The organism is Hyalangium sp. (assembly GCF_045802625.1).
GTDB lineage: Bacteria > Myxococcota > Myxococcia > Myxococcales > Myxococcaceae > Hyalangium.
In genome coordinates this window covers 14,434-32,085 of sequence record NZ_JBJMQP010000022.1, presented here as the reverse complement: position 1 = coordinate 32,085, position 17,652 = coordinate 14,434, and the positions used below count along the sequence as shown (strand labels likewise).

Sequence of the window (17,652 nt, the reverse complement as noted above, 5' to 3'; positions counted from 1 at the left end):
GCGGGCGGACCCATGCGAGCCTTTCTCGACAACCTTCGGCTGGCCTTCGGCACGTTCCTGGGCAACCCGCTGCGCTCGCTGCTGACGCTGCTGGGCATCGTCATCGGCGTCACCACGGTCATCACGATGATGGCCCTCATCGAGGGCCTGCGCATCAAGGTGAACCGGGACTTGTCCCAGCTGGGCGCCAACACCTTCCAGGCCACCAAGTGGCCCTCGGGGTTCGGGCGCTTCAACTGGCAGAAGTACGCCAAGCGGCCGGACCTGACGGTGGATGACGCACGCGCCATCGTGGAGTCCTGTCCGTCCGTGAGGGCGGTGGGCCCGGCGGATGACGAGGGCGGCCAGAAGGTGGCCACCTCCAGCACGGAGACGCGGCCCTCGGTGCGCATCACCGGCGCGACGGCCGAGTACCCGGAGACGAGCGGCATCACCGTGGCGTTCGGGCGCTTCTTCACGGAGACGGAGGTGGTGGACGGGCGCAACGTGGCCGTGGTGGGCGTGGACGTGTCCGAGGCGCTGTTTCCCGGTGTGGATCCCATCAACCATGAGATCCGCATCAAGGGCCGGCCCTTCACCATCATCGGGGTGCTGCAGCGGCGCGGCAGCTTCCTGGGGATGATGAGCATGGACAACCTGGTCATCACGCCGCTGCCGACCTTCATGCTGCTCTACGGCAAGAAGCGCTCGCTGGATCTCAACATCCAGGCGCGGGATCCGGAGCTGGTGAGCAAGGCGCAGGACGAGGTGTCCAACCTGCTGCGGCGCCGGCGCGGAGTGGGGCCTCAGGAGGAGGACAACTTCGAGGTCGTCACCAACGAGTCGATGACGGACTCCTTCAACCAGCTCTCGCAGGTGATCACGATCGCGGGCTTCGGCGTGTGCCTGCTGTCACTGGTGGTGGGCGGCATCGGCATCCTCAACATCATGCTGGTGTCGGTGACGGAGCGGACGAAGGAGATCGGCATCCGCAAGGCGCTCGGGGCGCGCAAGCGGCGCATCCTGGGGCAGTTCGCCACCGAGGCGGTGATGCTGGCGCTAGTGGGCGGGGCCATCGGGGTGGGGCTGGGCTTCGGGCTGGCCTTCCTGGGGCGGTGGATGCTGGGCTTCCCCACGGAGGTGCCTCCCTGGGCGGTGGCGCTGTCGCTGGGCATGAGCTCGGGCGTGGGCCTCCTCTTCGGGATCTACCCCGCTGCGCGGGCGGCGAAGCTGGATCCCGTGGAGGCGATGCGCTCGGAATGAGCTCCTGGAAGCGGGTTGCTGTCGTGATGGCCGTGCTCTGCGGGTGCGCGTCCCCCAAGCCGGCCCCTGCTCCGGAGTCGCGTGCCAGCGCTTCCGTGTCTGATCATGAGGACGCGGGCACTGAGGCTGCTTCCTCCGCGCCCGCGCCCGCGCCCGCGTGTCCTTCCGAGCCTCCCGCGGAGCTGAGCTCGTGCACGCAACACGGGCAGCGCTGCACCTACGCCGAGCACCCGGAGTGCGGCACCATCTCGGAGTGCTACCTGGGGCAGTGGTACGTGCGAGCCCGGGGGAGCTGTTCGCCGCAGTTCGAGGGCGCCTGTCCCCGCAAGGCCGGAGACGTGCCTGCGGGAGCGTCCGCGAGGTCCGGGATCGTCTGCATCTATCCGGAGGGGGTGGCCTGTGCCTATCGCTCCGAGCGCATCCAGTACGAGTGCAGTGGGGTGGCGCGTGCGCTGCCGCCTCCGGCGCCTCCGACGTACCGCTGCGAGGCGCCAGGCCCGGCGGCGTGTGAGCTGGGAGGGTTTCAGCAAGGCGGCCCTTGTGAGCCCAACGGGGTGGCTTGTGGCGCGTCCTGTTGCGGCTTGGCCGGCGTCTGCGTCCAAGGCGAGTGGCAGCTCGAGATGCGGCCCTGTCCGCCGTAGAGGCGCTGGGGCCATTGGCTGACGGCCTCACTCTGGCGCATCCTGAAGGCATGAAGACGCTCCGCCTGCTCTTGTGCGCCGCGGTGACCCTGCTGCTCGTGCCCTTCGCGCGTGCCGAGTCCCCCTCGGCCGCTCCCGACACCAAGGCTCCTCGCGCCCGCGTGAAGAACCTGAAGGTGACGGTGCTCTCCACGATGCTCGCGGAGGACAAGGTGCTGGGCGAGTGGGGGTTCTCCGCGCTCATCGAGGCGGACGGGCGGAAGATCCTCTTCGATACGGGGTACTTCCCGAACACCGTGCTCCAGAACGCCAAGGCGCTGGGCGTCGATCTGTCCGGTGTCACCGATGTGATCCTCAGCCACAACCATGACGATCACACGGGAGGGCTCGTCACGCTGCGGCGAGAGCTCTCCAAGCAGAATCCGGCCGCGCTCTCCCGAGCCCACGTCGCCCCGGGCATCTTCTGGAGCCGTCCCCGGAAGACGGGCGAGGGCAATCCGCTGCTGGCCTTCCGCGCCCCATACGAGGCCATGGGGGGGACGTTCATCGAGCACGCCGGGCCGGTGGAGCTGGCGCCGGGGGTGTGGCTCACGGGCCCGGTTCCCCGTGCCAACCCGGAGCATAACTGGAGCGGCAAGGGGCAGGTGCAGAGTCCCCAGGGGCTCGTCGAGGACACGATCCCCGAGGATCAGTCGCTCGTCATCGACACGGAGCAGGGGCTGGTGGTGGTGACGGGCTGCGGGCACGCGGGCATCATCAACATCCTGGAGTTCGCCCGGCAGCAGGTACGGGCTGCTCCCATCCACGCGGTCATCGGTGGGCTTCACTTGTTCAACGCGGACGAGCAGACGCTTGCGTGGACGGGGCGCAGGCTGCGAGAGCTGAAGCTCGGCCACCTCCTGGGGGCCCACTGCACGGGTATCGAGGCGGTGTTCCGCCTGCGCGAGCTGGCGGGGCTGCAACGGCGCACCTGTGTCGTCGGGGCCGTGGGCGCCTCGTTCGAGCTGGGCAAGGGGCTGGATCCGGTCGATATCGCCCGCTGAGGCGAGAGGCGGCCCGGGGGGCAGGCGGCGAGTCAGGCGTCCGGGCCGCCGCGCCGCCGCCCAGCCTGCGAGAGAGCCGCGCACTGCTCGGGATGCGTCCTCAGATTGTCCAGGATGAGCGAGCGGGAGAGGTCAGGCAGCCGAGCTCGCCGACGCGGGAGCGGAGCGGATGCGAGCGTATGCCTTACAGCCTTCGTACTGGTGGGACCGGCTCGTGGTGTCGGACCCGGATCTCGCGCGCCTGAAGATGGGGCTGCGCGCGACGCTGGGAATTGCCCTCAGCCTGGTGGCCATCTTCGTGCTGGGGAAGCTCTTCCACCAGCCGCTGATGCTGGCGTTGACGGGCGTGATGACGGGGATGACGGTGCCGATCAACGTGCAGGATCCGCTCCCCCGTCAGCAGCGGATCACCCTGCTCGGCGCGCTGCCCGTCGCCGTGGCCGCCGTGGTGCTGGGCACCTTGTCCGCGGCGAGCCTGTGGATCAGCGCGCTGGTGTTCCTCCTGGTGATCTTCCTGGCGGTGGCGGCTCGGCGCTTCGGCCCTCGCGGGCTGGCGCTGGGGATGATCGCCTTCATGACGCTCTTCCTCTCGCTCTTCTTCCACGCTCCTGTGGCGCAGCTCCCCTGGGTCATCACCAGTGTCGTCGTGGCTGCCCTCGTCTCGTACGGGGTCCGGATCTGGCTGGTGCCGGATCGGCCCACGGCGTCGCTCCGCCGCACGTTCACGGCCTTCCGGCGGTCCATCCCCCTGCTGCTGGCGGACTTCTCCGATGCGCTCGAGATGTCGAACGAGCGCCGCAGGAGGGGGCTGTTCCGGCGCGCGATCTGGCGGGTGAACGAGGCTGCCTTGGCAGTGGAGCAACACCTCGGGCGTGCGGACCTGGCGATCCTCGCCCACGGGCTCCGGCCGATGGACGTGCGCGAGTACCTGCTCGACCTGGAGCTCACCGCGGAGCGGCTCGCGTTCGAGCTTGGCCGGTTCCTGGAGGCCCGGCCGCCCGCTTCGGAGGAGCAGGCTCTGGCGAGACGTCTGGCCGCGCTTCGGCGAGAGCTCCGGGAGGCTGGTAAGGCACACTCCGGGAAGCGGATCGAGGGGAGTATCAGTGCGGGAGCGGCCGTCGAGGCCTCGCTGGAGCAACTCCGTGAGCTGTTCTCCCGGCCTCCCCAGCCGAGCACCAGCCCGTCGAGCGCACCGGAAGACGCTTCGGCGCCCGGGCCGGGGCCCTCCACCTTGGAGCCCGAGCCATCGAGGCTCCATCCCTCCACCCGTCAGGCAATTCAAGCCACGGTGGCGTGTGGGCTCGCTCTCTTCGCGGGCCATCGCGTCTCGAGCGCTCGTTGGTACTGGGCGGTGATTGCCGCGTTCGTGATCTTCAACCGGGCCTCGACGCAGGGCGACATCCTGCTGCGCGCGTGGCATCGCATCCTCGGCACCTTGATCGGTGTGGTGGCGGGGGTCCTCCTGGCGACCGTGGTGAGCGGCCACCGCGATCTTGAGTTCTCGCTCATCTTCGTCTGCGTCTTCCTCGGCTTCTATTTGATCCGGATCTCCTATGCGTGGATGGTCTTCTGGTTCACCGCGCTCCTGTCGGTGCTCTACAGCCTGCTCGGGCGCTACTCGCCGGGCCTGCTCTTCCTGCGCGTGGAGGAGACCCTGATCGGCGCTGGCATTGGCGCGGTGGTGGCGATCGTGCTTCTTCCCTCGCGCACGGGCTTCCGGGTCCAGCGGGCCGCCGTCGAGGCGCTTCACAGCGTCGCGTCATTCCTCGCTGCCGCCTCGGTGCTTCCGGGCCCCGTGGCCGTGGAGCGGGTGAGGGACATCGACGCGAAGCTGCGAGAGGTCCTGGAGGCGGCGCGTCCCCTCACGGCGCGCAAGTTCCTGGCGGATCGCAATGCGCTGCGGCTCGTCCATGCCTTCTCGGCGCTCGCCTTCTTCGTGAGGCAACTGGCGTCTGACTGTGTGCGGCACCCCGCCAGTGAGGAACATGTTCGCTCCCTGGAGCTCCAACTCGCGAAGAATGCCCGTGACGTGGCGTCCTCCATGGTGAGGCAAGACACCGAGAAGCCCTGGCCGGTCAATGGCGCGATCCAGTCCGCGCGCCAGGTGCTGGCCTCCGAGACGAAAGGAGCCTCGCCCAGCCCTTCGCGAGTGCTTCACTGGCTGGAGCGCATCGATGACGCGCTCCTGGAGGTCTACGAGGGGCTCGGCGGGTTCCGCATGCGGCGGAGGGCCACCTGAGGCGGGGGCCGACTCCGAGCCGCCTTGACGCTATCCTGTGGCCTGAACAGCTCACGCTGCTGACGGCAGGTGACAGGGGACTCCCACGTGAAGAGGACGAGACTTGGCGCAGTGGCGATGTTGGGACTGACTCTGGGATGCGCCACCGCTGCGCCGCCGCAACAGGCGCCAGCGGCAACCGCTCAGGGGAGCCAGCAGCAGGACAAGGCGGCGGTGGCGAAGAAGGATCCGGATCAGACCCTCGTCTGTGAAGAGGTCCCCATGACGGGCAGCCACATCCCTCAGCGGATCTGCCGCACGCAGCGGCAGATCAAGCAGGACCGCGAGAAGGCCCAGCAGGCGGTCGACAGCCGGGAGAACATCAACAGCCGGTTGGCGCAGTAAGGCATCACCAGCGAGGCCAGGCGCTCGCGGCGCTGGCGGGCCACCGAGGAGGAGTCTTCTGCTCGCTCCAGGGCGAGCCTCCGGGCGGTGACGCGAGGCAGGTAGATCAGCACGAGCCAGTCATAGAGGACGACATAGCCCGCCCAGAGCCCGATGAAGAACTGATACGGCAGCTCGTAGACCGTGCCGACGCACATGCCAATCACCGAGGTGCTCGCGATGGCGCCGGAGATGATCCCATAGCGTTGGATCCCCCGGCGCTCCTCGTCGTCGCGGGCCTTGGCGCGCAACCTCCTGACCGAGAACGCTCCCAGCAAGAGGACTGGGTATTTGATGACCCATGGACGATGGGTGGTTACACCATCAAATTCCAGTTTTTTTGAAGGAAAAAGCTAGAAACCCGGTATAGTCCGTCGTGTTGGGGGCGAGCTGGATCGAGCCCCTGAGTGATTTGTCGAGCATCGGGAGGTCGTTATGCAGTCCCCTCATCTCGCAGCGCAGCTCTCCAAGTCCATGGCCGAGGCCGCGTCGCCGGCCAGTTCTGGCTCGGAGACCCGAGGGCTGTCCCTGCCGCCTCCCGCGCCGAGGTCGACACTCGGGCGCCTGGCGCCGGGCTTCGCCGCGAAGCTGAACCTGCTGGTGGATCTGATGTTGGTGATGGGGGCACTGCTGGGCTCCACGGTGTTGATGGGGCATTCGATCCAGCTCACCAACCCGGATATGTGGCTGCTGCTGGGCATGGCGGGGCTGGGCTGGGTGCTGCTGGGCACCACGTTGTGCCTGTACGATCCGCGCTTCTCGGACCGGGCGCCGCTGGATGATCTGGCGCTGGTGTCCATCACCGTGGTGTCCGTCACGGGGATGCTCTACCTGGAGCGCATGCTGATTGCCGGCGGTATGCCGGTGGTGGCGCTGAGCTTCTTCCCGCTGTTGCTGTGGCTGAGCGTGCTGGGGTTGCGCCAGCTGGTGTTCCGCCGGCTGGCGGTGCGCGAGGAGCCGCTCGACGAGGCGCTCATCCTGGGCGTGGGCGCCATGGGCCGGCTCACGGGCGAGGATCTGATCACCCGGGGGCGCCGGCACGTCATCGGCTACCTGGCCTTCAACAGCGAGCAGCTGCTGTCCGCCGTTCCGGGGCCGGTGCTGGGCAAGACGGATCGGCTGGAGGAGGTGCTGTGCCAGGTGCCGGTGGACATCGTCTACATCTCGGGGAACGTGCAGAAGCACGGCCAGGAGATGCAGGCGGCCATCAAGCTGTGCGAGCGCTTTGGCATCCCGTTCGCGATTCCCGCGCACCCGTTCCGCATGGATCGGGCCCGCGCCGAGGACTCCCACGCGGTGGCGGATGGCTACCTGCACTTCGTGACGCACGCGCCGCAGCCTCACCAGATGGCCATCAAGCGCCTGTTCGACATCATCGCGTCGGGCGCGGCGCTGGCGGTGCTCTCGCCGCTGCTGGTGGTGGTGGCGATCCTGATCAAGCTCACCTCGCGGGGCCCCATCTTCTTCAAGCAGAAGCGCGTGGGGCTGCATGGCAAGACGTTCAACATGCTCAAGTTCCGCTCCATGGTGGTCAACGCCGAGGAGCTCCGCCTCAAGCTGGAGGCGATGAACGAGCAGACCGGCCCGGTGTTCAAGATCAAGAACGACCCGCGCATCACCTCCATCGGGCGGTTCATCCGCAAGTACTCCATCGACGAGCTGCCGCAGCTGCTCAACGTGCTGCGCGGCGAGATGAGCGTGGTGGGCCCGCGCCCGCCGCTGCCCAAGGAGGTGGAGAAGTACGCCGCCTGGCAGCGCCGCCGGCTGTCGGTGCGTCCGGGCCTCACGTGCATCTGGCAGGTCTCCGGCCGCAACCAGATCTCGTTCGAGGAGTGGATGTACCTGGACATGCAGTACATCGACAACTGGACCCTGCTGACCGACCTGGGGCTCATCCTCAAGACGGTGCCCGTCGTCATCACCGGCAGCGGCGCCAGCTAACCGTGAGCCCCGAGCGGCTCACGAGGGGCTGACGCCCGCCACCACGTAGAAGCGGATCTCGCCCGAGTTGACGCCGTAGGCCACGTCCACGCCCACCAGCGGGAGCACGACGCTGCGCAGGAACAGGCGCAGGCCCACGCCCACGCCTTGCGCCACCGTGGCGCCGTCCAGCCCGCTCTTGGCATCCGGGAGGTAGCCGCGCACCACCCGCCCCTTCACGTCCCGCAGCTGCAGGTCCGCCGGGAGGCTTCGCCACATCAGCATCCCCGTGTCCGAGAACCCCACGCCTCGGAAGGACAGCGAGCGGATGGTGAAGAGGGGGAAGTGGTACTCGGCCGTGAAGGACAGCCGGGTGTCGCCGCGAAACTGCCGGTACAGGAAGCCTCGCAGCGAGCTGGCGCCCGCCACCAGCTCCTGGTGGAAAGGCAGCTCCGTTCCCGCCACCGCTTCGCCGCGCAGGACCAGGTTGTGCTCCTCGAAGAAGCGGATGCCGTGCCGGTACAGCAGGCCGAAGCGCTTGTAGCGGAAGTCGCTCCATACGCCCGGGTTCGACAGCTCCAGCGAGCCCTCGATGTTCAGCCCCTCCATGATGGCCTGGAGGTTCTGCCGCGTGTCGACGCCCACCACCAGCCGCAGCGAGGCATCGCGCTGGACGGGGCCGGGCTCGAAGGCAGGAGCCGTCACCGGAGTGTCCTGGCTCGGAGGCTGGGCGTCGATGAGCATCACCCGGTACTTCGCTCCCACCCGCACGCGCTCGGCGATCATCACCGACAGCTCGCTCGCGGCGGAGGCCGAGTTGAGCCGCGTGCGGCGCACCACCTCGGGCACGGGCTGGCTGGCGTCCGGCCGGTACTCCTCTACCCGATCGCTGCGGGCCTGCCCCTCGAAGGTCAGCCGCACCTGAGGGAAGCCGAACAGGTTCGGATCCAGGAAGCCCACGAACAGGCCACTCTCGGCCGTGCTCACCTGCAGCGCCGCCGCGAACTTCTTGCTGCGGCCCCAGAGGTTGCTCTCCGCGTACAGCACTCCGCCGCCAATGTTCGAGTTGGACACGGAGAAGGTGGGCGCCACCACCCACGAGGCCTTGTCCTCCACCGCGAGCACCACCCGCACGTGGCCTTCGCCCGTGGGCTGCGTGCTCACCTTCACGCTCTGGAAGAGCCCCGTGGCGACGAGCCGCCGCTCCACCCGGGGGAGCTCCTCGGAGGTGAGGGTGTCGCCCGGATCCAATCTCGCGTACGCCTGCACCGTCTCGGGCAGCGTCTTCTCCGTGCCGACCACGACGAGGTCGTCCACCACGCCCAGGACCGTGGGCCCTGGCTCGGGCGTAGGCGGGGGCGCTTCTTCGTCCGGGGCCGGGGAAGGTGCCTCCTGTTGAGCAACGGCCCGCGGCGCTTGGAGCCCCAGCACCAGCGCGATGCTCCACTCCACCATGCGTCTGCTCATCCCTCGTCGCACGCGCACCCCTCTCCCATGAATCGCCGATCCTACAGAGGCCCGAAGGCTTGCAGGAGGTGAGCGAACTCTCGCTGCAGCGCTGACTCCAGCCCCGGTGTGGTGTCCACCAGCGCCTTCAGCGCCTGAAGCTGGGGCCGGGTGGGCTGGGTGAAGTCCTGGTTGAAGCGAGCGAGCCAGTCCTTGAGCTGTCGGAGCGCTCGCTCGGCCAGCGCGGGATTGGCGGCTCCCATGGCCGCGAGCGGCACGAGCGGCGCGTCCCACTTGGACAGCACGTCCGAGAGCTGCAGCGCGCCCAGAGAGAGGTGCGGCGGTGTCTCGGGAGCGAACCATCTCCGCAGCCACGGCGCGCTCACCCAGCCGGGCTGCCGTCTCAGCTCTGCCGCCGCGGCCCGTGAGACGCTGGGGGCCGGGTCCACGAAGCACTCGCGCATCCGCTCCTCCGCGGTGTTTCCGGCAAGCTTCGAGTAGGCACGGACCGCCTCGCGGCGCACGCGCACCTTCGAGTGGTGCAGGAAGGGCTCCACGGAGGTGGCGTCCGGTGCCCGGCCCGTCTCCCCGAGTCCCGCGAGCGCCGCGTGCAGCCGGGGGCCTTCCTGGAGAGACTCGCGATAGAAGCCCGCGAGGTCCGCTCCCGAGAGGCGCCGCTGCGCGTACTCGCGGATGGCAGGGTGCCGATCCAGCAGCGCTTCGCGGAGCTTGGGGCCGGCCAGCTCCGGGATGCGCTGGACATAGAGCACGTAGGCCTCGCGGCGCACGGGCATCAGCCGGCTGTGCTCCATGCGCGCGAGCAGCTCGCGCAGCGCCTCGCCGTGGAAGACGTCCGCCACGTGGTGGGCGGCCCAGCACTGCATCGCCGTGTCCGAGCCTTCGAGTGCTCGCTCCAGCAGGGCCGGCGCGTTCTGCGGATCACCCTCCGCGAGGAGCTGATAGGTCATGCGCCACGCCGGGCCCTTCAGCGTATCCAGGTGCTCGTGCAGGGCTCCGCGGCCTTCCGGAGCGCGCAGCCTCTCCAGGACATGCTCCACGAATGTTTCGTGGTTCGCGCGCCCGCCTGTACGCAGGCGCAGCAACAAGGGGAGGTGACGCACCAGCCACTCGGGAGCGAGCCGCGGCAGGGCCTCCTCCGCCGTGGCGAGCGCCGCCTCTCGTACGGGCCGGACCCAGTCATTGATGCGCAGCAGGAGGAAGGGCCACGCCGGTCCCGCATCCCGTCCATGCAGTCCCCGCAGTGCCGCCTCGCGCACGTATCCGTCTGGGTGGCAGGAGAGCAGGGCGAACACGACGGGAGGCAGTCCCGTGTAGCGAGTCATGTCCCGCGGTGTGTGGCTCTGGTACTCCACCGCGGACCAGCCGGGCCAGCGCAGGGCTTCCTCCACGGCTCGGGCCTCTTCAGAGCCCAGCGAGCTGGTCAGATGGTGAAGCGCGAGCGCCAGGGCGCGCAGCTCCGAACCCACGGCCACCGGCAGCAGGGAGCGCACCAGCTCGGGGATGACGGAGGGCTCGCCGGTATTGCCCAGCTCCAGCAGCAGCGCCTCGCGGTGGGGACCTTTCGCTCCGCGGAGGCGATCGAGCATCCCACGCCGATCCTGCATGGCGGCGAGGAGCGCGAGGGCACGAGGGGAGAGGCGGGAGGCCATGACATCACTCCGGAGCGGTTTCCCGGCATCATCGCCTGCCACCTGCCCTGATGCGATCGGGTTGGAAATCCGTCGGGTGACGCTGGCCCCCGCGTTACAGCGCGAGCACCAGGGCCCGGAACTCCTCGTCCTCGGGGATGGGGGAGAGGGCGCCGTCCTGGAGAGCCTTGGAGCGCTGCCGCTCTCCGCCGATGCGCAGGGACTCCGCCAGCAGCGAGCGTGCTTGATCGCGCTGGCCTCGGAGGAAGGCGATGTACCCCGCGTTCCACAGGGCGCCGGACCCCCGCGGTCCGCGCTCCAGTGAGGCCGAGACCTTCGTGCTCGCCCGCTCCAGGAACGCCAGCGCCTGATCGCGCTTCTGCGCCCAGAGCCGCTTCGCCTCGAAGATCAACACCGCGCCCGCGTCACTGAGGGCCTCGGCGACATGCGCTCGCACGGGGGGCTCCGTCGCCGCGCTGAACCGGTGCGCCAGCTCGTCGTAGGCCGCCAGCGCCTCTTCCAGGCGGTTCATCTTCCAGAGGATCTCGGCCTTGCAGGCCAGCCCCCGAGCCACCTGCTCACGCACCTCCGGCTCGCTCTCTCCGCCATAGCGGCGGTCCAGCTCGTCGAAGGCCGCGACCTCCTCTTCGCGCCGATCCAGTCTCCCCAGGAACACGGCCTTGTACGTCAGCGCCTTGGCCACCCGGACCCGCACCGCCAAGGGCTCGCTCGGGCCGCCATAGCGCGGGATCATCGCGTCATAGACGGACACGGCCTCCGAGGTGCGCTTCAGGTTCCCCAGCACGACGCCCTTGTAGAGGAACGCCTCGGCCACCGCTTCACGCAGCATGGGCTCGCTCGCCCCATCGAAGCGGCGCAACAGCTCGTCGAAGGTGGACACCATCTCCTCGGAGCGGTGGTGCCACCGGAGGATCTCTGACTTCTCCATCAGCGCCTTGGCCACCTTCTCCCGCAGCGCTGGCTCACTCGAGTCTCCGTGCCGCCGGACCACGTCATCCCGGAGCGCCAGCTCCTCTTCGGCGCGCTTGAGCGAGTCCAGGGTCCGCGCCTTGCTCTGCTGCGCCGTGGCGACCAGGTCACGCAGCTGCGGCTCCTGCGCGTCGCTGAACCGCTGGAGCAGCATGTCATAGGTGGCCAGCGCGTCCCGGTGGCGGTTCGACAGCCTCAGGAAGATCGACTTGCTCAGGAGCGCCAGGGCCGCGGTGTGGCGCAGCACGGGATCTCCCGCGGTGCCAAACCGCTGGAACACGTCGTCATAGAGGCGCAGGGCCTCTTCGAGGCGGTTCAGCTCTCCCAGGGCTTCGGCCTTGTTGAGGAGCGCTCCGGCCACCGCCACCCGCAGCTCCTGCTCCTCGGAGCCGTCATGGCGCCGGAGCAGCTCCTCGCTGACGGCCAGGGCCGCCTCGGGACGCTTCAGTCCCATCAGGGCATGCGTCTTGTGGACGAGCACCTTCGCGACGACCTCTCGCAGCTTCGCGTGGCTGGTGCCGTCGAAGCGCTGGACTGCCTCGTTGCAGACGGCCAGGGACTCCTCGAAGCGCTCCAGCTGCCCCAGGGCGATGGCTTTGCCGATGAAGGCCCGGGCCACCTGCACTCGCACGGCCAGCTCGGAGGCTTCGCCAAAACGCTGGAGCACCTCATCAATGAGGACCAGGAGCTCCTCGAACTTCCCCTGATCCATCAGCGAGATGCTTCCGTCGACCAGGGCCTTGGCGGCCTGCTCCGGTGGCTCCGCTGTGCTGGACCCGCCAGATCGCGGGCTCACTCCGTTTTCGACAGCCATGGGCTCCTCATGCAGTTCACTCAGTGGTGCTGGTTCCCCCTGGCCCCGACTTTGCGGAGCATAGAGCGGACCGAGCGCTCTTTGCGATACACGTCAACTCGTGCTCCACACCTGGGCACCGCGCCGCCCCAGGTCCTCCCGGTGGGTGGCCTACTTCACAGGGAGGATGGGCCGCTGCCGACCTGAAGAGTGTTCCTTCGGGCTTGGACCCGGAATACAGTCAGGCCATGCTTGGACGCCGTCGCATGATGCTCGGGGTGGGAGCGCTCGTCCTCGTCGGAGGAGTGCTCGGGCTGTTCCTGCTTCGAGCCCATGAGCCCAGCGGCAAGAGCGGGGCCTCTCGGACCGCCACCGCCTCCGATGCTGATTCGGATTCCGATTCCAGCCCTCAAGCCCCCGTCGTGGCGATGGGCATGCCTTACGCCGCCTCCCCAGCGCCCACCGAGCCCGTGCGGCAGCTCCCGCGCGTCACGCTCGAGCGCAGCGCGTCCGCATCCGCGGGAGCGTTCTTGGGACGCATCGTCTCCGCGACGACGGGGGAGGGGATCCGCGGCGCTGAGGTGACGCTCGCCGGTGCCCGTGGGGCGGCTTCCCTGGTGACGGACGCGGAGGGACGCTTCGAGTTCCGGCCCTCGGCGCCGGGCATGTACCAGGTGGCCGCTATTCGCGCCGATGGCTTCCTGCCCTTCGGGCCCGAGTGGGGACGGAGCCCGATCGCGCTGTCCGCCGTGCAAGGCCTGCTGGTACGCGAGGTCGTCATCGCGCTGACGCCGACGCAGGAGCTTGTCGGGCTGGTCCTGAGCGCCTCGGGAGCGCCCATCCCCGGCGCGACGGTGCGCATGCTCACCTCCCGCGCGGGCGAGACCGTGCTGTTCCCCGTGAAGGATCGCTTCACCACGGACGAGCACGGCGAGTTCCGCTTCACCGCGCCCGAGGGCGCCCAGGTGGAGGCCCGTCACCCGGCGCATGGCGTGGCGCGCGCGCGGATCTACGACGAGAACCTCGCGAGCCACCGCGTCGAGCTCCGCATGCCCGCGGAGGCCGCGGAGAGCGCTCGCACGGAGGCCCGTGTCGAAGGCCGTGTCCTGGCGCCCGATGGGACCGGAGCCGCGGGAGCGCTCGTCTCCGTGATGTCCGCCGCCAGCGCCTATCCCCAGGAGTACGGCACGCGAGACGGCTACCAGGCCGTCGCCGAGGCCGATGGGAGCTTCGTGGTCGAGGGACTCGAGCCGGGCTTGTATGACGTCTCGGCGAGCGCGGTGGGCTTTGCGCCGGGCCGGGCCTTCGACGTGCGCGTGCCCGCGAGCGGAGTGACGCTGCGGCTCTCCGGAGGCGTGACGCTGGCGGGGCTCGTGATGGAGCAGGCGGGAACTGCCGTGCCGGCCTTCGTCGTGGACGTCATGACGCGGTACGGCCCGCTCGAGCGGCTCTCCTTCGCGCAGGCGCGGTTCATCGACGCCGAGGGCCACTTCGAGTTCCGAGGACTGACGCCGGGCCGCTACGTGGTCCAGGTGAGCGCCGCGGGCTTCGTCCCCACGGAGCGGGATGTCGAAGTGACCGAGGGAGCCCAGGAGGTCCGCGCCGACGTGACGCTCACGCGGGGAGCCCGGCTCGAGGGCACGGTCCTCTCCGCCGGGACGCGGGTGCCGATCGCCGGAGCGCGTGTGGCCGTGGAGGGCTTGATGGCTACCGACGCGCTCGCACCCCTGTTCGACGCGGTGAGCGGGGCCGACGGGACTTTCTCGCTGGAAGGCATTCCAGGCACGGGGGTGACGCTGACGGCCTCCGCTCCGGGGTACAACGGCCGGCTCCTCTCGGCGATCCGGCCCGGGGTCCCCGTGGTGATCGAGCTGACTGCCACGGAACCCGACGCGGGTCCCAAGGTGGAGTTCGTGGGTATTGGCGCCGTCCTGAAGGCCCGAGGCGACGCGCTGATCGTGGGCGAGGTGGTCCCCGGCGGAGGCGCCCAGGCCGCCGGGCTCGTCCCCGGAGACGAGCTCGTCCGCATCGAGGGCACGCCCGTGACGGAGCTGGGCTTCGTCGGAGCCGTGCAGCGCATCCGTGGCCCCGAGGGAACCCAGGTGCTGATCGGCGTGCGCAAGAGCGGCCAGTCCTCGGTGAGGGACATCTCGGTTCCTCGGAAGAAGATCGGCGTCTGAGGCTTCAGTGAGCGGGTGAAGGGGAGACTCCTACCTGAGAAGCCCTCGCTCGCCTGATCGGGCTCCGCTCAAGGGAAACCTGAAACTCCGGAGCGGCTCGGCTCACTCTCGCGTAGAGTTGCGGGCGCTCGCGGTCTCGGTGCGCCCGAGCCTTTCTAGCCTTTCAATCGATATTCGACGGAGTGAAGAGATGAAGACAGGTGTGTTGGGCCTCGTTCTGGGCCTGGTGTTGGGAGTGGGCGTGGGGCGGATGATCTGGACCACGAACTCGGGCCCGACGGACTCGAAGGCCGCGACCGCGCAGGTCGCCGCGGCCCCTGCGCCGGCTCAGGCGCCCGCGGCTCCGGCTCAGCCCGCGCAGCGGCCCATCCTCTCGCCCACCGTCTTCAAGGTCCCCCTGGAGGACTCGCCCTCGAAGGGCCGGGAGGACGCGCTGGTGACGATGGTGGAGTTCACCGACTTCCAGTGCCCGTTCTGCGGCCGTGCCAGCGCCACCGTCAAGCAGGTCCAGGAGGACTACGGCGACAAGCTGCGCCTGGTCGTCAAGCACCACCCGCTGCCGTTCCACCCGCGCGCCCGTCCCGCGGCGCTGGCGGCCGCGGCGGCCCAGCTGCAGGGCAAGTATTGGGAGTACCACGACAAGCTCTTCGCCAATCAGAAGACGCTGGATGACGCCAGCCTGGAGACGTTCGCCAAGGAGGTGGGCCTGGACATCAAGCGCTGGAAGAAGGACATGGCCGATCCGAAGACCGCCGCCATCGTGGACCGGGATGACGCGCTGGCGAAGCAGCTGGGCGCGGGCGGCACGCCGTCCTTCTTCGTGAATGGCCGGTTCTTCTCGGGGGCGCAGCCCATCGAGATCTTCCGGGCCGCGATCGAGGAGGAGCTGGGCAAGGCGCAGATGATGGTGAACGAGGGGATGAAGCCCACGGACATCTACGCCGCGGTGCTGACGCACGGGGTGAGCGCGCCGCCGGCGCCGCCCGAGCCGCCGGTGCAGAAGGTGGAGCTGGGCACGGCGCCGGTGAAGGGCGCGGCGGACGCTCCCGTGACGCTGGTGGCCTTCTCGGACTTCGAGTGCCCGTTCTGCTCGCGTGCGGCGACGACGGTCAATCAGCTCGAGGAGGAGTACAAGGGCAAGCTGCGCATCGCCTTCAAGCACCAGCCGCTGCCGCGCCACCCGAACGCGAAGCTGGCGGCGGTGGCCTCCATGGCGGCCAACGAGCAGGGCAAGTTCTGGGAGATGCACGACAAGCTCTTCTCCAACCAGACGGCGTTGGATCGGCCCTCGCTGGAGAAGTACGCGCAGGAGCTGGGCCTGAACATGGACAAGTTCAAGGCGGCGCTCGACTCGAACAAGTTCGAGGACTACATCTCCAAGGACTCGGCGCAGGGCACGCAGCTGGGCGCCAGCGGCACGCCGACCTTCTTCGTCAACGGCCGGCAGATCGTGGGCGCCAAGCCCATCGAGGTCTTCCGCAAGGTGATCGACGAGGAGCTGAAGAAGTCCGGCGTGGCCTCCACGCAGGGTGAGTAGGCCCTCCCGCCGGGAGCAGGGGAGGTGAGAGGGCGCGGCCCTTTCCCTCTCCGCCCGGCAGGAGCGCGGTAGCGGCCCGGGGCCGAGCGATCGGCTCCCGGGTTTCGTAGTAGGCTTCGAGGGGCATGGCCCGCCGCAAGAAGCTGGATGAGACGCCCGCGCGTGTGCGCAACCTCATTGCCCTGGATGCCGCGCTGATCATGCGGCGGCTGGAGGCACGCCGGGACGAGATGTTCGTGTTGTTCTCGCGCCTGCGCAGCCGCGAGCCGATGCTCACCACCATCGCCACGCGGTTCAACAGCGCCACGTTCCACGACCTGGTGCACCTGCCGGAGCCGGAGCAGGCGGTGGTGCACGGCTTCTACGAGCGGCTGGACGAGATGCGCTGGTACTTCACCTACACCGAGGACATGCCCAGCACCGTGCAGCAAACCTTCACCGCGCTGCACCGGCGGCTGGAGGATGCGTACCGGCATCTCCTGGTGGCGCTGGGGCCGCCGGTGCCTCCGGATGCGGCGGTGGTGGTGGAGGCCGAGCCAGTGCGCCCCGAGGAGCCCCCCGCCAAGCCCGCGCTGCCTCGCCTCCCGCGCAAGCGCCCTTCACCAGCCGCCTGAGCATCGCAGTCACGGCAGTTGCCACGACTCCGGCATGCAAACAAAGGGTCTGTCCGGCCTGCGCTGGACGCAGTGGTAGCCATCTCCACACGGATCAGGGGGTTGTGGGGTGCAGGCAGGTTTGCATTGCCACCCATCGCAGGCTTTCCCTGCTGAGCAGGGAGGAAAGCCTTCGCCGCATCGCTCGACGCACTCCATCCACACCTTGCCTGGAAGCGTCGGCTCAACCTCCACGCGGCATTTGCGATCTTGGGAACAGGGGGCTTGCTGGCAATGGGGCCCGTAGACCTTCGCGCACACCGAGGCGCCCTCATCAAAGCGAATGCAGTGCTGGCCTTCCGGACACCCCTGCGCCTCGCACGTGGGCAAGCACGCGGGTTCCGGAGCGGTGTCCGCGCAGAAAAAGCCGGTAGCACAGCTTGCTGCATCACCTGGGTGACACGGGCGCCCACACCAGTGCTGCGAGCCGCCGCCGCACAGCAGTCCAGCGGTTGGAGGTTCACACTCCGAATTCAGTCCGCAGTCATGGTGATACGTACTCAGCCGCGAGCGGGTCTGATCGTCGAGAACCGGGATGATCTGTCTGCTCCCCGGGCGAACCTTGGGTGGATGTGGCTGCAGCGCATGGCCCAGTAGCGCGATGAGTGGCAGTGGCAGCAGCACGCCCGCGAGGACAGCCAGAATTCCCCGCAAATTTACTCGCCGCACCGGTCGTGACACTCCTAGGTGTACTTCTTGGCACCCCCGCAGAACTCAGCGTATTCCTGCTTGTCGCAGTGGTGGCGGGAGATTTCGAGCGAGTCCTTATGGGCGGCCTTGCCGACTCGGCCGTCCTTGCCGAACTCAGAGGGACAACCCGTCATCCCCATGAGGAGCAGCATACCCGCTCCCGCGTGGCGCCAGCGCATGAACCCCTCCTGCGAAGACCGTTGACC

At 68.9% G+C, this 17,652-nt stretch carries 13 protein-coding genes; 8 read left to right on the top strand and 5 right to left on the bottom strand.

Annotation, left to right across the window (positions count from 1 at the left end; all coding sequences use genetic code 11):
* Positions 1 to 12: 12 nt before the first annotated feature.
* The 4 genes from ACJ8AT_RS04085 to ACJ8AT_RS04070 all read left to right on the top strand — a co-directional run bounded on the left by ACJ8AT_RS04085 (position 13) and on the right by ACJ8AT_RS04070 (position 5,165).
* Entirely contained in the window at positions 13 to 1,242 is a 1,230-nt protein-coding gene (locus ACJ8AT_RS04085; protein ID WP_407736219.1) for an ABC transporter permease, read from the top strand.
* Entirely contained in the window at positions 1,239 to 1,883 is a 645-nt protein-coding gene (locus ACJ8AT_RS04080) for a hypothetical protein (protein WP_407736218.1), read from the top strand. Before ACJ8AT_RS04085 ends, ACJ8AT_RS04080 begins: the two co-directional genes overlap by 4 nt.
* Before the next feature lie 50 nt (positions 1,884 to 1,933).
* Positions 1,934 to 2,926, top strand: coding sequence for an MBL fold metallo-hydrolase (locus ACJ8AT_RS04075; protein WP_407736217.1), 993 nt, complete (start codon positions 1,934 to 1,936; stop codon positions 2,924 to 2,926).
* Between the two features lie 169 nt (positions 2,927 to 3,095).
* Positions 3,096 to 5,165 (top strand): FUSC family protein, encoded by a 2,070-nt coding sequence (locus tag ACJ8AT_RS04070; RefSeq protein ID WP_407736216.1) that lies wholly within the window; start codon positions 3,096 to 3,098, stop codon positions 5,163 to 5,165.
* 281 nt (positions 5,166 to 5,446) lie between these two features.
* Here ACJ8AT_RS04070 and ACJ8AT_RS04065 read toward each other — a convergent pair whose 3' ends face one another.
* The gene (locus tag ACJ8AT_RS04065) at positions 5,447 to 5,866 is read right to left on the bottom strand and encodes a hypothetical protein (RefSeq protein ID WP_407736215.1); all 420 of its coding nucleotides are present in this window, start codon (positions 5,864 to 5,866) and stop codon (positions 5,447 to 5,449) included.
* Positions 5,867 to 6,023: 157 nt separating this feature from the next.
* Here ACJ8AT_RS04065 and epsZ point away from each other — a divergent pair, with 157 nt between their 5' ends.
* Positions 6,024 to 7,529 (top strand): exopolysaccharide biosynthesis polyisoprenyl-phosphate hexose-1-phosphate transferase EpsZ, encoded by a 1,506-nt coding sequence (gene epsZ, locus ACJ8AT_RS04060; RefSeq protein WP_407736214.1) that lies wholly within the window; start codon positions 6,024 to 6,026, stop codon positions 7,527 to 7,529.
* A gap of 18 nt (positions 7,530 to 7,547) precedes the next feature.
* On the opposite strand, the gene ACJ8AT_RS04055 is transcribed toward epsZ, so the two are convergent.
* From ACJ8AT_RS04055 to ACJ8AT_RS04045, 3 genes are all read right to left on the bottom strand, one after another.
* Positions 7,548 to 8,975: a BamA/TamA family outer membrane protein gene (locus tag ACJ8AT_RS04055; protein ID WP_407736213.1), complete on the bottom strand. Its 1,428-nt coding sequence runs from the start codon at positions 8,973 to 8,975 to the stop codon at positions 7,548 to 7,550.
* 41 nt (positions 8,976 to 9,016) lie between these two features.
* Positions 9,017 to 10,624, bottom strand: coding sequence for a hypothetical protein (locus tag ACJ8AT_RS04050; protein ID WP_407736212.1), 1,608 nt, complete (start codon positions 10,622 to 10,624; stop codon positions 9,017 to 9,019).
* Between the two features lie 94 nt (positions 10,625 to 10,718).
* A complete protein-coding gene (locus ACJ8AT_RS04045; protein ID WP_407736211.1) occupies positions 10,719 to 12,407 on the bottom strand; it encodes a hypothetical protein in 1,689 nt (562 codons plus the stop codon).
* Positions 12,408 to 12,634: 227 nt separating this feature from the next.
* On the opposite strand from ACJ8AT_RS04045, the gene ACJ8AT_RS04040 reads away from it, so the two are divergent.
* The 3 genes from ACJ8AT_RS04040 to ACJ8AT_RS04030 all read left to right on the top strand — a co-directional run bounded on the left by ACJ8AT_RS04040 (position 12,635) and on the right by ACJ8AT_RS04030 (position 16,717).
* Positions 12,635 to 14,566, top strand: a complete 1,932-nt coding sequence (locus tag ACJ8AT_RS04040) for a carboxypeptidase regulatory-like domain-containing protein (protein ID WP_407736210.1) — start codon at positions 12,635 to 12,637, stop codon at positions 14,564 to 14,566.
* A gap of 190 nt (positions 14,567 to 14,756) precedes the next feature.
* A complete protein-coding gene (locus ACJ8AT_RS04035; RefSeq protein ID WP_407736209.1) occupies positions 14,757 to 16,103 on the top strand; it encodes a DsbA family protein in 1,347 nt (448 codons plus the stop codon).
* A 125-nt stretch (positions 16,104 to 16,228) separates the two neighbouring features.
* Complete coding sequence (locus tag ACJ8AT_RS04030) at positions 16,229 to 16,717, top strand: hypothetical protein (RefSeq protein WP_407736208.1); 489 nt, start codon at positions 16,229 to 16,231, stop codon at positions 16,715 to 16,717.
* A 722-nt stretch (positions 16,718 to 17,439) separates the two neighbouring features.
* Here ACJ8AT_RS04030 and ACJ8AT_RS04025 read toward each other — a convergent pair.
* Positions 17,440 to 17,625, bottom strand: coding sequence for a hypothetical protein (locus tag ACJ8AT_RS04025; protein ID WP_407736207.1), 186 nt, complete (start codon positions 17,623 to 17,625; stop codon positions 17,440 to 17,442).
* Between the last annotated feature and the right edge of the window lie 27 nt (positions 17,626 to 17,652).